The organism is Ruegeria sp. BG9 (assembly GCF_056538305.1).
Genome location: NZ_JBQFSY010000001.1, coordinates 258,946 through 273,146, shown reverse-complemented (window position 1 = coordinate 273,146; position 14,201 = coordinate 258,946). Strand labels below are relative to the sequence as shown.

Annotated in this window: 11 protein-coding genes and 1 tRNA gene; 6 read left to right on the top strand and 6 right to left on the bottom strand. The window is 58.7% G+C overall.

The annotated features are described in order from the left end of the window. Nucleotides 1–42 precede the first annotated feature (42 nt). Nucleotides 43–1,470 (top strand): polysaccharide deacteylase family 2 protein, encoded by a 1,428-nt coding sequence (locus ACR0I8_RS01385; protein WP_170688718.1) that lies wholly within the window; start codon nt 43–45, stop codon nt 1,468–1,470. A gap of 53 nt (nt 1,471–1,523) precedes the next feature. Here ACR0I8_RS01385 and trpE read toward each other — a convergent pair whose 3' ends face one another. The 5 genes from trpE to fabI all read right to left on the bottom strand — a co-directional run bounded on the left by trpE (nt 1,524) and on the right by fabI (nt 7,512). Continuing rightward, nucleotides 1,524–3,035, bottom strand: a complete 1,512-nt coding sequence (gene trpE, locus ACR0I8_RS01380; RefSeq protein WP_170688717.1) for an anthranilate synthase component I — start codon at nt 3,033–3,035, stop codon at nt 1,524–1,526. Between the two features lie 11 nt (nt 3,036–3,046). Then, nucleotides 3,047–4,888, bottom strand: a complete 1,842-nt coding sequence (locus ACR0I8_RS01375) for a SurA N-terminal domain-containing protein (RefSeq protein WP_170688716.1) — start codon at nt 4,886–4,888, stop codon at nt 3,047–3,049. Between the two features lie 68 nt (nt 4,889–4,956). Next, nucleotides 4,957–6,132: an aminotransferase gene (locus ACR0I8_RS01370; protein ID WP_170688715.1), complete on the bottom strand. Its 1,176-nt coding sequence runs from the start codon at nt 6,130–6,132 to the stop codon at nt 4,957–4,959. Nucleotides 6,133–6,189: 57 nt separating this feature from the next. Further along, nucleotides 6,190–6,699 carry a xanthine phosphoribosyltransferase gene (gene gpt, locus ACR0I8_RS01365; protein ID WP_170373804.1) on the bottom strand — a complete coding sequence of 170 codons (510 nt, stop codon included), beginning with the start codon at nt 6,697–6,699 and terminating at the stop codon, nt 6,190–6,192. 6 nt (nt 6,700–6,705) lie between these two features. Then, a complete protein-coding gene (fabI, locus tag ACR0I8_RS01360; protein ID WP_170373803.1) occupies nt 6,706–7,512 on the bottom strand; it encodes an enoyl-ACP reductase FabI in 807 nt (268 codons plus the stop codon). A 136-nt stretch (nt 7,513–7,648) separates the two neighbouring features. Between fabI and pdxH the strand changes: the two genes are divergently transcribed. The 4 genes from pdxH to ACR0I8_RS01340 all read left to right on the top strand — a co-directional run bounded on the left by pdxH (nt 7,649) and on the right by ACR0I8_RS01340 (nt 9,496). Next, nucleotides 7,649–8,254, top strand: coding sequence for a pyridoxamine 5'-phosphate oxidase (gene pdxH, locus ACR0I8_RS01355; protein ID WP_170373802.1), 606 nt, complete (start codon nt 7,649–7,651; stop codon nt 8,252–8,254). A 121-nt stretch (nt 8,255–8,375) separates the two neighbouring features. Next, nucleotides 8,376–8,903, top strand: coding sequence for a cold-shock protein (locus tag ACR0I8_RS01350; RefSeq protein WP_170373801.1), 528 nt, complete (start codon nt 8,376–8,378; stop codon nt 8,901–8,903). Nucleotides 8,904–8,907: 4 nt separating this feature from the next. After that, on the top strand, nt 8,908–9,375 hold the full coding sequence (locus ACR0I8_RS01345) for a DUF192 domain-containing protein (protein WP_170688714.1): 468 nt from the start codon (nt 8,908–8,910) through the stop codon (nt 9,373–9,375). A 44-nt stretch (nt 9,376–9,419) separates the two neighbouring features. After that, nucleotides 9,420–9,496: transfer RNA gene (locus tag ACR0I8_RS01340), tRNA-Pro, on the top strand. 9 nt (nt 9,497–9,505) lie between these two features. Here ACR0I8_RS01340 and ACR0I8_RS01335 read toward each other — a convergent pair. After that, a complete protein-coding gene (locus ACR0I8_RS01335; RefSeq protein ID WP_170688713.1) occupies nt 9,506–9,940 on the bottom strand; it encodes a hypothetical protein in 435 nt (144 codons plus the stop codon). A gap of 507 nt (nt 9,941–10,447) precedes the next feature. Between ACR0I8_RS01335 and ACR0I8_RS01330 the strand changes: the two genes are divergently transcribed. Beyond that, nucleotides 10,448–14,062, top strand: a complete 3,615-nt coding sequence (locus ACR0I8_RS01330) for a vitamin B12-dependent ribonucleotide reductase (RefSeq protein ID WP_170688712.1) — start codon at nt 10,448–10,450, stop codon at nt 14,060–14,062. Nucleotides 14,063–14,201 lie beyond the last annotated feature (139 nt).

Here is a 14,201-nt window from a genome sequence, read left to right as displayed (position 1 = left end):
GCAGGATGGGCGAGGCAAGATTAAAGTCGAGAGGCACGAGCAATGCGTGGATTTTTCGGAGGAATGATCGTCGGGGCGGTCGTTGTTTTGATCGTGGGGGTGATGTTGTCGCTCAACACGCCGCTGGCCAATAAGCCGGTGGTCAAGACCCAGGCTCCCGAACCGGTAGATGTGGAAACACCCGAAGCGCCGGAACAAATCGCCGAGACCCCGTCGGACGCAGATCTTGTCGAACTGCCGCCTGCTGGGCCGAAACCCGCCGAAGAGCCGGACGAGGCGCTTGATCTGTCCGATCTGGAAACAGTGCCGGACGAACAGCCTGTCGTGGCTGAAGCCGGGGACGCGTTGCAGGAGCCTCAGGCCGAGTTGCAGGAACCTGAGGCCGAAGATCAAACCAGCGTTACCGTGATGACTGACGCGCCGGCTGCTCCGCAGGCACCCAGTACCGCCCCCGCCTTGCCGGAAACAGACGCGGCGCCGGTTGTTGTGGATGAAGCCCCGGAACCCTCTGCCGAGCCAGAAGATGTGGCGACGCTTTTGCCTGAACTGCCGTTGCAGCTTGCACCGGAAGAGGCCGAGTTAGATGAAGAGAATCCATTTGAAAACAGCCCAATCGCGGTGGAAGGGGATGAGGATACTTTGCCCCGCAATCTGCCCAAACTTGCCGCACTTCCCCAGATTGGCGGAGAAGACACGACCTCGACCAACACACTGGTTGGCACGCGCGTTGTCCCCCTGACCGAACGGGACGATGCCCCGGTTGAAACCAATGAAGCAGTCGTAGAAGAGATGACCGGAAAGCCGATCGAGGACTACGCTGCCAGCTTTGAAAACCCCGAAGCAAAGCCGTTGATGTCGATTATTCTGATCGATGATGAGGGCTCTTTCGGAGCCGAAGCGTTGCAGGACTTCCCGTATCCCGTCAGCTTCGCGATCAGCCCCTCTGATCCCGACGCCGCCGAGAAAATGGCGCGCCACCGCGCCGCGGGTTTTGAGGTTCTGGCCATGGCCGATCTGCATGAATCCGCCAGCGCGCAGGATGCCGAGGTGTCGATGGCCGTATGGTTGGACACGCTGCACGAGACAGTTGGTATTCTGGAAGGTGTCGAAAGCGGAATTCAGGGCAATCGGAAACTGGCCGATCAGGTTGCGTCGATTGCGGCGGCCACCGGTCGTGGGTTAATCACGCAAGATAACGGCCTGAACACGGTGCAGAAACTGGCCGCACGCAATGGCATCCCCTCTGGCGTGGTGTTCCGCGATATCGATGGTGCGCGGCAGGACCCAAAGATCATGCGTCGTTTCCTGGATCAGGCGGCATTCCGCGCCGGGCAGGAGGGGACGGTTGTAATGCTGGGACGCGTGCGCCCCGAAACGATCTCGGCCCTGCTGCTGTGGGGTCTTGAGGATCGCGGCAACCGTGTCGCCATGGCGCCGATCTCGGCGGTTATGAAACGCGAGGTTCAGTAGCGGATCAGCAGAAAAGTGAAGGGCGGTTGATCAAGTGATCAGCCGCCCTTTCTTTATGAGTTTCGGTTGCCCGTGAACCGGGCTGCGTCTGCCGCTGCGCGTCGTATGGCGTTGGATTTATGGACCGTTTCCATGTATTCGGCCTCGGGGTCGCTGTCGTAGACCACGCCGCCACCGGCCTGAATATAAAGCTTGTGATCCTTCACGATGGCCGTGCGCAGGGCGATACACATATCCATGTCGCCGCCCGCACTGAAATAGCCAACACCGCCGCCATAAACGCCGCGTTTTTCAGGCTCCAGCTCGTCAATGATCTCCATCGCGCGAACCTTGGGTGCACCGGACACGGTGCCAGCGGGCATTCCGGCAAAGAACGCATCCAGCGCGTCTTTGTCTTCGGCCAGCTCTCCTACCACGTTCGAGACGATATGCATCACGTGGCTGTAGCGTTCGATGATGAACTCTTCGGTCGGGCGAACGGTGCCGATCTTGGCGACCCGGCCGGTGTCGTTGCGACCCAGATCCAGCAGCATCAGATGCTCGGCAAGTTCCTTTTTGTCGGCCAGCAGGTCAAGTTCGTTCGCCTTGTCCTCTTCCGGGGTCACGCCACGCGGACGCGTACCGGCGATGGGGCGGATTGTCACTTCGCTGCCGAAGACGCGCACCAGAATCTCGGGGCTGGCACCCACGACCTGAAAGCCTCCGAAGTTGAAATAGAACATGAAGGGCGACGGGTTGGTGCGGCGGAGTGATCGGTAGAGCGCAAAAGGCGGCAGCGGGAAGTCCTGCGTCCAGCGTTGGGCCGGGACGACCTGAAAGATATCACCCGCGCGGATGTATTCCTTGGCCTTTTCGACCGCCTCCATATAGCCGGATCTGGTGAAATTCGACACTGGCGGTGCGACCTCATGCGCGTCCCCAAGGTCGCGGGTTTCGGCAGGCATGGCGCGTTCCAGATCACGCACCGCGTCCATCACACGCTCGGCTGCCTGCGCATAGGCGGCCTTCGCCGACTGGCCTTCGGTCACCCACGCCGGGGAGACGACTGTCACTTCGCCCTTTACGCCGTCCAGCACCGCAATGACCGAGGGGCGTTGCATGATGGCGTCGGGCAAGCCCAGCGGGTCGGGGTTCACATCGGGCAGATATTCGACCAGACGGACCATGTCATAGCCCAGATAGCCGAACAGCCCAGCCGCCGCCTGAGGCAGATCATCGGGCAGGTCGATGCGGCTTTCGGCTAGCAGCGCGCGCAAGTTGTCCATCGGATTGCCGTCTTGCGGCGTGAAGGCTTCGCCATCGAACCGGGCCGAGCGGTTCAACTCGGACTCCTCGCCCCGGCAGCGCCAGATCAGATCGGGCTTCATACCGATGATCGAGTAACGCCCGCGCACCTCGCCGCCGGTGACCGATTCCAGCACAAACGCATCCTTCTGCGCGCCGGTCAGTTTCAGCATCAGTGAAACAGGCGTGTCGAGATCAGCCGCAAGTCGCGTATAAACGACCTGGTTTTCGCCCGCTTCATAAGCGCGCGCGAAGCTTTCATATTCGGGTGTCAGGGCCATTTGGGTCTCGTTCAGTAACTCGCCTGTACGGCGTTCAGGGCCTGCTGGTCGACAACCGGGCGCGCGCGGGTTTGGGCGTCGCGCACATAGGCGTCAAAGATGTTCTGCGCCAGCGCCTGATTCATTTGCGCGGACAGAGCGTCGCTCAGTTGACGCAGCTCATCGCTTTCGGCCGGGGGCAGAACCTCGTCCAGACGAACGATCAGGGCAGTTCCTTCGCCGCCAATGACGCGCAGGTCGCCCGGCTCCATCTCGAAGACTTCGTTCATGAAGTTTGCAGGGACGTCATCCAGGAACGCAGTCCGCGTCAGCGCGTTTTCCACGCGGAACGGCAGGCCGGTGGCGGTGAAATCGCCATCCGTTGCCAGGGTGGTGACGACAGAATTGGCCTGCTCTTGCAGTGCTTTTGCTGTCTCGGCGGCAATCCAGGCAGCAGCGACGCGGTCACGGGCGCTGTCCAGAGGCTCTGGGCGTGGCGCCAGTTCTTCGTTCAGACGCAGAGCGAAAATCGAGCCGTCTTCCAAGAAGTCGATCTCGGGGAAGTCGCCGTCGCGTACTGCCTCGGCCGCGCTGCGGAAGCCGTCATAGGCGGCAACTTCATCCACACTGTCGCGGGTCCAGTCGATTTGGCCCAGCTCCATGTCGGTTTCCTGGGCCAGCTCTTCGAGCGTGGCACCACCGGCGAGCATATCGTTGATGTCTTCGGATTGTGCTTCGATCAGACGACGCGCGCGATCCGAGGCCAGTTCTTCCCGCAGGACAGGCTCGGCATCCTCGAACGGGACGTTGTTGGCGGCCAGCGAACCGTTGATGCGGAACAGCGCCGGGCCGAACACGGAGGGCAGAGGGCCAACGACCGAGTCCAACTCCGCTGCAAAGACCTCATCCGCGGCCTCGCCCAGATCGTCGCGGGTTACGTCGCCCAGATCAATGTCGCTCAGCTCAAGCTCGCGTTCGCGTACGAGTTGCTCGAAGGTTGTGCCGCCGACCTCAAGCTGGGCTTTGGCGTTGTTCGCAGAGTCTTCATCCGGGAAATTCAGGCGTTCGACCAAGCGGCGCTCCGGCTGCTGGTATTCATCGGCGCGCTCATCATAGAGGCGGCGCAGCGTGTCCTCATCCACTTCGACCGTATCCAGCAGCATTTCTGGCGACAGGATCGCATAGGTCAGACGCTTGGTGCGGGGCAGGGTGAATTGGTCGGTGTTCTCGTCGTAGTAGGCTTGGATTTGCGCATCGGTCGGATCGCCCACCGGTGTTTCCAGCGCATCCGCACCCAAAGTCGCCACGGTAAAGCTGCGGCGCGCGCCGATGTAGTTGGTCAAGGTGTCGGTCAGCGTTGAGGGCATTTCGACACCCCCGATGATCGCGCCCTGCACGATGGTGCGCGAGGATTCTTTGCGCAGGTCCGATTCGAACTCGGTATCGGTCATCCCGATCTGTTCCAGCTGAAAGCGATAAGCTTCGCGGTCGAACGTGCCGTTCACGCCTTGAAAGGCCGGGATCGAGACGATCTCGTCCTGCAGGTTCTCGTCGCCGATGGACAGGCCCAATTGACCGACCTCATTGTCGAGAGCGGCTAAGGCGGTCAGACGGGACAGGGCGAGCTGTTCCAAACCCAGCTCGCGCGCCTGAGACATCTGCAGGGCTTGGCCGGTCTGCGCCTCAACCGCGCGGATTTCGCGTTGAAGCTCACGAACATAGGCGTCGACCGAGATGCTCTCATCCCCGACCTGCGCAACCGTGCGGATGGTGCCGGTCAGGCTAGTGGCGCCAAACCCTGCGAGGCCTACGAACAGAAGGCCCATCAGAATCCAGACAAAGGTTTTCGAGATGCTGTTTTTGCCTGCGGCCATGATGCCCTCTTACTGCTTGCCCTGTTGGTTGCGGCCCTGAATACGACGGGCACCGCCGGGGGGCAAGCTTAGAAGGACAGAGCCTGCAACCGGTCGAACAATTGGGCGATCCCGGCGCGGTCCAAATTGGCAAAGGCGATACGCACCTGACGTTTTCCAGCCGGGTCATGATCAGGCATGAACATGGTGCCGGGCAGCAGCAGAATACCGGCCTCAGGCACCAGTCTTTGCGCCAACTCGTCCGACGGGAAGTCGAACGGGTGTTCGAGATAGGCGAAATAAGCACCAAGACCCAGCAAGCGCCAACCTTTGGCCTCAAGCTGCGGCATGCCTTCAGCAATTGCTGCGCGGCGGTCGAGGATTTCGTCCCGCTCTCCGGCAAGCCATTGCGACAGGTTCTGCATGCCCCAAAGGGCGGCAAACTGGCCGATTTGACCAGGGCAGATGGCGACAGTGTCTAGAAATTTCTCGGCCTCGGCCAGCAGACTTGCGCTGGTTGCAACCGCGCCGACGCGATGTCCGGTCAGGCGGTAGGCTTTGGAGAAGGAATAGAGATGCACCAGCGTCTCATCCCAGCCGGGCTTTTGGAACAGGTCGTGCGGAGGGCCACTTCGGCTGTCAAAATCGCGGTAGGTTTCATCGACCAGCAGGCGAATGCCTGCCTCGCGTGCGAGATCGTAGAAGGCGCTGAGCAGTTCGGCGGGGTATTCGACGCCGCCCGGGTTGTTTGGTGTCACAAGAGAAATGGCGCGGGTTTTATCGGTGATCAAAGCGCGCGCCGTCTCTGGGTCGGGCAGCAGATCATCGCCCGTGGGCAGGTCAATGGCCCGCACGCCTGTCATGTCCAACCACATTTTATGGTTGAAATACCAAGGGGTTGGGAGGATGATCTCATCCCCCTCGTCGGTGAGCGATGAAATCACAGCTGAGAATGCCTGATTGCATCCCGACGTTATGGCGATCTGATCTGGCGAAACCTGTCCTGCGTAGTGATCGCTGATTTGCGTCGCCAATTCGGCGCGCAGATCGTGATTGCCAAGCACAGGCCCGTAAAGATGAGCGCTGTCCTCGGTCACCGCGAACTCTGCCATAGCCTGGCGCATGGACAACGGCGGAGGGTCAACCGGCGCGGCTTGACTGACGTTGATCAGGGGCTGGTCGTCATGAAACACGACTCCGTCCAACCAACGCCGCGCCTCCATTACTGGAGGGGGGAAGGTGGACCGGGTGCGTGTTTGGGACATGGCAGAATCTTTGCGAGGCTCTGCCTCGCGCTCCGAGGTATTTTTGAACAGAAGAAGTTAGTCGGTGCCGCGATAAGGCTCGACATATTGCAGGGCCATATCCCAGGGGAAGAAGATCCACGTGTCCTGGCTGACTTCGGTGATGAACGTGTCCACCATGGGACGGCCTTTGGGCTTGGCATAGACGGTCGCGAAATGCGCCTTAGGGTACATCGCACGCACCAGTTCCAGCGTTTTGCCGCTATCGACCAGATCGTCGATGATCAGAACGCCTTCACCATCGCCCATCAGATTTGCATCTGGTGCCTTCAAAACTTCGGCTTCGCCTTGTTCCTGATGGTGATACGAGCGGACGCTGATTGTGTCGACGGTGCGGATGTCCAACTCGCGGCTGACGATCATGGCAGGGGCCATGCCGCCGCGGGTGATCGCAACAACAGCGCGCCATGCGCCATCATCCGGGCCTTGACCATCCAGCCGCCACGCCAGAGCGCGCGAGTCGCGGTGAATTTGATCCCAACTGATGTGGAAGCCTTTTTCGTGGGGCAGGCGGTCTTTGGCGCTCATGTTGTCTTAACCCTTTTCAACGTCCGGGGCATCGACGGCTTTCATGCCAACGATGTGATACCCCGAATCCACGTGCAGATTCTCTCCGGTGACGCCGCTGCTGAGGTCGGACAGCAGATACAGGGCCGAGTTGCCCACGTCGTCGATCGTCACGTTGCGGCGCAGGGGCGAGTTGTATTCGTTCCACTTCATGATGTAGCGGAAGTCTCCGATGCCGCTGGCGGCCAGTGTTTTGATCGGGCCGGCGGAAATCGAGTTAACGCGGATACCGTCCTTGCCCAGATCTTCGGCGAGATACTTGACCGACGCTTCGAGCGCGGCTTTAGCGACACCCATCACATTATAATGGGGCATTACCTGCTCGGCGCCGTAATACGTCAGAGTAATGGCGCTGCTGTCCTCGGACATCATCTTTTCGGCCCGCTGCATCACGGCGGTGAAGGAATAGACGGACACATCCATAGTTAGTTTGAAGTTTGCTCGGCTGGTGTCGACATAGCGGCCGCGCAGCTCGTTTTTGTCCGAGAAACCAATGGCGTGGACAACGAAATCCAGTTTGCCCCATTTCTCTTCCAGTGAAGTAAACAGAGCGTCGATCGACGCCTCGTCACTGACATCACATGGCAGCACGATTTCACTACCGAGTTGCGCTGCCAGAGGGTCGACACGTTTTTTCAGAGCATCGCCCTGATAAGAAAAGGCCAGCTCGGCCCCGGCGTTGGACAAGGCGCGGGCGATTCCCCATGCGATTGATTTGTCATTGGCCAGTCCCATGATGAGGCCGCGTTTTCCGGCCATCAACTGATTTGACATGATTGGTTCTCCGCCTGTCGTCGCGTTATGTTGCGATGGGTTTATGCCATTGACTGCCCTGCTTCAAGGCCGTGTGGTCTTGCCCGCGGCGGGTAATCGCCCTAGGCTTCCGACAAATACTTTCCAGGGGATGGAAATGACCGAGCGTGATGGCATTTTTGCTGGCTCCGATCCGTTTGAAATAGCGGCGCGGTGGTTGGGTGAGGCCGAACAGAATGAACCGAATGACCCGAACGCGATTGCGCTGGCGACCGTTGACAAAGACGGCATGCCGAACGCGCGCATGGTACTTTTGAAAGACATCGAGCCGGAGGCCTTTGTTTTCTATACCAACTATGAAAGTGCCAAGGCGGCTGAGTTGGATCAGGCTGAAAAAGCCGCTTTTGTCATGCATTGGAAATCTTTGCGGCGTCAGATTCGTGTTCGTGGTATAGTCAGTCGGGAAAGCGGGCCCAAGGCGGATGAATATTATGCGTCACGGTCGCTGAAAAGTCGGCTGGGTGCTTGGGCGTCTAAGCAGTCGCAACCCCTTAGCAGCCGAACGGCCCTGATGGCCGAGGTTGCCAAGGTGACGGCAAAACTTGGATCCAATCCGCCACGCCCTCCATTTTGGGGAGGATACCGGTTGGTTCCGACTGAAATTGAATTCTGGGCCGACGGCGCATTTCGCCTGCATGATCGGTTTAGATGGCGGAGGGCTGATCCGGGTTCCGCTTGGGATGTGCAGAGGTTAAATCCATGACGTTCACGTATCGCGAAATGCAACAGACCGAAATCAAAGGTTTTTTTCAGCTTGAATTTGCCTGCCATTGCCATAAAAACCGAAACCTTAACGCACTACTAAATCATTCGATGGGAACACCGTGCCTGAAGACCTGAACAACATGTACCGCGTTCGTGGACACGTAAAATGGTTCGATCCCGCAAAGGGATACGGGTTCGTTGTGTCTGATGAAGGCGGCCCGGATATTCTGTTGCATGTGAACGTGTTGCGGAATTTCGGGCAGAGCTCGGTCGCCGATGGGGCAGGCATCGAGATCATGACCCATCGTACGGATCGCGGTGTTCAGGCGGTCGAAGTTGTTGCTGTCGATCCTCCGGTGCGCGCCGACTCAATGATGTTGGCCGACTTTGCCGAGCTGGATCCGGCGGCGATTGCGGCCGCGCCGTTGGAAGCTGCACGGGTGAAATGGTTCGACAAAGGCAAGGGATTCGGTTTCGCCAATGTGTTCGGCCGGGATGAGGATGTGTTTTTGCATATCGAGGTTCTCCGCCGTTCCGGTCTTGCCGATCTGCAGCCGGGCGAAGCGCTTGCCATGCGGGTGATTGATGGCAAACGGGGCCGTATGGCGGCTCAGGTCTTGGCTTGGGAAGCGGCGCTGGATCACTAACACCATGATGCGGTTTTGGGCTTCTCTGGCAGTATGCGTGACATTTCTGGCAGAAAGCGTGGCCGCAGAATGTCGTCCTGACCGGGTAGAGTTGCGCAACGATCAGACTCATGTCCGATTTGATGTTGAACTGGCCGTGACCGGTCCCGAGAAATCGCGCGGGCTGATGTTCCGCGAGCACTTGCCGAACCGGTCTGGCATGCTCTTCGTCTACGACCCACCGCAACAGGTGGCGTTCTGGATGAAGAATACGCTGATTCCTCTGGACATGATTTTCGTCGATCACTCGGGCGTTGTGACCCGCGTGCATGAAGGTGCGATTCCCGGTGATCTGACTCCGATTGAAGGGGGCGGCGACATCTTTGCCGTGCTTGAAATCAACGCCGGTTTGTCCGCGCGTTACGGCATTCAGCCCGGCACCCAGATGCGGCACGAAATTTTTTCACAAGCGAGTGCGATTTGGCCCTGTTAGGGCTTTTCAAATCAGATCAGCATCGTTAGGAACGGCGCACGGTTCGGGGCGTGGCGCAGTCTGGTAGCGCACCTGTTTTGGGTACAGGGGGTCGTAGGTTCGAATCCTGCCGCCCCGACCACTTCTTCACTTATGTTGGTGAACCACCCATCGCTAGGTAGAGCGCGCTCAGCGCTTTATCCAGCGTTTTGCTTTCAACGGGAACTTCGACGGTTGCGCCGCTTTTCTGCGGCACTTGAAAGAACAGCCGCGCATCCACGCGGTACCCGCCAGAGGTTTTGGTTGAGGTCATGCGCATGATACTCTGCGGCAGATCCTCGGGCGAGCCATCATAGCTGAGAATCAAAAAGGCTGTGGTATCCGGTGGTAGAAACTCGCGGCACTCATAAGAATTGGCGTCGATTTTCTGGAAGGTTTCGCCGGGGCCGTCGCAACTGGTCTGGAAGGTTTCGAACAACCTGTCGGGGTAGGCGCTGAATTGAGCGCTACGCGACGCCGTTGGCAATTCTTGCGCTGTGCAGGCCGCGATTAGGGCGCCTATCGGGGCGAGGTGAAGCAACTTCATCGTTTTGCCTGCTCTTTGTTCAATGGGTTGACGCAAGGATATGGCCGAAAGGCCACAACATGATTCCCTGCCAGCTTAGCCAGCACAGGTCTGGATGATCAAACCCGGATAACCATGCTGGTAAAAAAGGCAATTTCATGTAGCCGGTTTTGCGATCGGCGTCGTCTCGCCGTGGATCACTCTGTGGAGGAATCAGATCTCCATGCACCCGACAAACAGGTCAACACAAAAGATTTCAAAAATGACTTAAAAAGGTCGTTGACCTGATATGCAAAGATACGCCAGATTGTATGGGCCGAATATGACGCCACTACATCTGGTATGAAAGCCGGAGAGGGCGCAGGGCAGGGACGGAACGCACACGAGTACATTTGTGCAACCGCAGCGGCGGTATCGCGCTCATACGGGCAGCGGTTGGTCCTTTGCGTCTGTCAAGTTCGGCATTGCTAGTGGCTTTGCATTTCCCAAGCCGCAGCGAGGGTAGACGGACATTAAAAGGCGGCGGACATGAAGATTGAAAGAAAATTTACCAAATCAGGGCAGGATGCGTATGCGGACCTCGATTTCGTCTCGGCAACGTCCGAGATTCGAAACCCTGACGGCACAATTGTTTTTCGTCTGGACAATATCCAGGTCCCCTCAAGCTGGAGCCAGGTGGCCAGTGATGTCATCGCACAGAAATACTTCCGTAAGGCGGGCGTACCCAGCAAGCTGAAGAAGGTCAAAGAAAAGGGCGTTCCTGAATTCCTGTGGCGCTCGGTCCCGACTGACGATGCCGAGTTCGAAGGTGAGACATCTTCGAAACAGGTGTTTGACCGTTTGGCGGGCGCTTGGGCCTATTGGGGCTGGAAGGGCGGCTATTTCTCAACCGAGGAAGACGCGCGCGCTTACTTTGACGAGATGCGTTACATGCTGGCGACCCAGCGTGCCGCGCCGAACTCGCCTCAGTGGTTCAACACCGGTCTTCACTGGGCTTACGGGATCGACGGCCCGGCGCAGGGGCATCACTATGTCGACTACAAAACCGGCAAACTGACCAAATCGAAATCCGCTTACGAGCACCCGCAGCCGCATGCGTGCTTCATCCAGTCCGTCGATGATGATCTGGTGAACGAAGGCGGCATTATGGATCTGTGGGTGCGAGAGGCGCGCCTGTTCAAATATGGCTCGGGAACCGGCACCAATTTCAGCCATCTGCGTGCAGAAGGCGAAGCGTTGTCGGGTGGCGGCAAGTCCTCGGGCCTAATGGGCTTTCTCAAGATCGGCGACCGCGCCGCTGGCGCGATCAAATCAGGCGGGACAACCCGTCGAGCAGCAAAGATGGTGATCGTCGATGCGGATCACCCGGACATCGAGCAATTCATCGAATGGAAGGTGATCGAAGAGCAGAAGGTGGCCTCGATCGTTGCCGGATCGAAGATGCACGAGAAGATGCTGAACGGCATTTTCGAGGCCATCCGCAGCTGGGACGGTGCGCAGGACGATGCGTATGATCCCAACAAGAATGATAGTTTGAAGAAAGCGGTTCGTGCGGCCAAAAAGGTCGCGATCCCCGAGACTTACATCAAGCGCGTGCTGGACTATGCGCGGCAGGGTCACGACAGCATCGAGTTCCCCACCTACGACACGGACTGGGATTCGGAGGCCTATAGCTCGGTCTCGGGTCAGAACTCGAACAACTCGATCCGCGTGACTAATGCGTTCCTGACCGCTGTTGAGAAAGACGCCGATTGGGAATTGATCAACCGGACCGACGGCAAGGTCGCCAAGACCGTAAAAGCACGCGATCTGTGGGAGAAAGTCGGTCACGCCGCTTGGGCCTGCGCCGATCCGGGCATCCAGTTCCATGACACGGTCAACGAGTGGCACACATGTCCCGAAGATGGTGAGATTCGCGGCTCAAACCCGTGTTCGGAATACATGTTCCTGGACGATACGGCCTGTAACCTCGCGTCGATGAACCTGCTGACATTCCTGAAGGATGGCGAGTTCCAAGCGGCTGATTACATGCATGCGGCGCGCCTGTGGACCCTGACGTTGGAAATCTCGGTGACCATGGCGCAGTTCCCGTCGAAGGAAATCGCCAAACTCTCCTATGATTTCCGCACCTTGGGTCTGGGCTATGCCAATATCGGCGGTCTGCTGATGAACATGGGCTACAGCTACGACTCGGACGAGGGTCGGTCGATCTGTGGCGCGCTGACCGCAATCATGACTGGTGTGGCATATGCGACCTCGGCTGAGATCGCCGGAGAGCTGGGTCCGTTCAAGGGCTATGAGCGCAACGCGGACCACATGCTGCGCGTCATTCGCAACCACCGCCGTGCAGCGCAAGGCGTGGCCAATGGGTATGAGAAACTGGCCGTAAAGCCCGTGCCTCTGGACCACAACAACTGCCCGGACAAACGTCTGGTCGATCTGGCCATGTCGGCATGGGACGAGGCACTGAGCCTTGGTGAACAGAACGGTTACCGCAACGCGCAGGCCACCGTGATCGCGCCCACCGGCACCATCGGTCTGGTAATGGATTGTGACACCACAGGGATCGAGCCGGATTTTGCTCTGGTAAAGTTCAAGAAGCTCGCGGGTGGCGGCTACTTCAAGATCATCAACCGCTCGGTGCCGTCGGCGCTGGAGAAGCTGGGCTATTCCTCGTCTGAGATCGAAGAGATCGTGGGCTACGCGGTTGGCCACGGCACGATCGGCAACGCGCCGGGCATCAACCATACCTCGCTGACCGGCCATGGTTTTGGCCCGAATGAGCTGGCTAAAGTAGACGCTGCACTGGAAAGCGCCTTCGACATCCGGTTCGTCTTCAACCAATGGACATTGGGTGAGGATTTCTGCACCGGCGTACTGGGCATTCCGGCGACCAAGTTGAACGACCCGACTTTCGATCTGCTGCGCCATCTGGGCTTTACCAAGGCCGATATCGACGCGGCCAACGATCATGTCTGCGGAACCATGACGCTGGAAGGCGCGCCGCATCTGAAGGAAGAGCACTATTCGATCTTCGACTGCGCCAACCCGTGCGGCAAGAAAGGCAAGCGTTTCCTTGGGGTTGATAGCCACATCACTATGATGGCGGCTGCGCAGAGCTTTATCTCGGGTGCGATCTCGAAGACGATCAACATGCCGAACGACGCGACCATTGAGGATTGCCAGAAGGCATACGAACTCAGTTGGTCGCTGGGTGTTAAGGCGAACGCGCTCTATCGTGATGGCTCGAAACTGTCGCAGCCTTTGGCGGCGGCGCTGGTCGAAGATGACGACGAAGCTGCGGAAGTGCTGGAAAGCGGCTCGACGCAGGAAAAAGCCGTCGTTCTGGCCGAAAAGGTGATCGAGAAGGTTGTGGTTAAGGAAATGATCCGCAGCCATCGCGAGAAACTACCCCATCGCCGCAAGGGCTACACCCAAAAGGCGATCGTCGGTGGCCACAAGGTTTACCTGCGGACCGGCGAGTTCGAAGACGGCAAGCTGGGCGAGATCTTCATCGACATGCACAAGGAAGGCGCGGGCTTCCGGGCGATGATGAACAACTTTGCCATCGCGGTGTCGGTCGGCCTGCAATACGGCGTACCGCTCGAGGAATTCGTCGACGCCTTTACGTTCACCAAGTTCGAACCGGCTGGGATGGTGCAGGGCAACGACTCGATCAAGAACGCGACATCGATCTTGGACTACATCTTCCGCGAACTGGCCGTGTCCTATCTGGACCGCACCGATCTGGCCCATGTGAAACCCGAAGGCGCGAGCTTTGATGATCTGGGCCGTGGTGAGGAAGAAGGCGTCTCGAACGTCTCCGAGATCAGTGACACAGCAGCGTCCAAGTCTTTGGAAGTGCTGAAGCAAATCAGCTCAACTGGGTATCTGCGCAAGCGTCTGCCGCAGGACCTGGCGATGTTCAACCCGCAAGCCGAGCTCAACGGAATGTCCGAACCGGCAGCCGCGTTTGAATCGTCGGCGGAAACGGCAGTGGCGACCGGCATGGACGCACGGACCAAAGCCAAGATGCAGGGCTATGAAGGGGACCCTTGCGGCGAATGCGGAAACTACACGCTGGTGCGCAACGGCACCTGCATGAAGTGCAACACCTGCGGCGCGACAAGCGGGTGTAGCTGAGTTTAGCGCCCTGGCAACCCGGGGTGCAGGGGTCGGTCGCTGCCTTATGTACCGGCCCCGACGAATACGGAGCGTGGCGCTGAGACTTACCATCAAAGCCATGTTCCACTCGGCCGACATGCCCGTGTTGGCCGGGAAC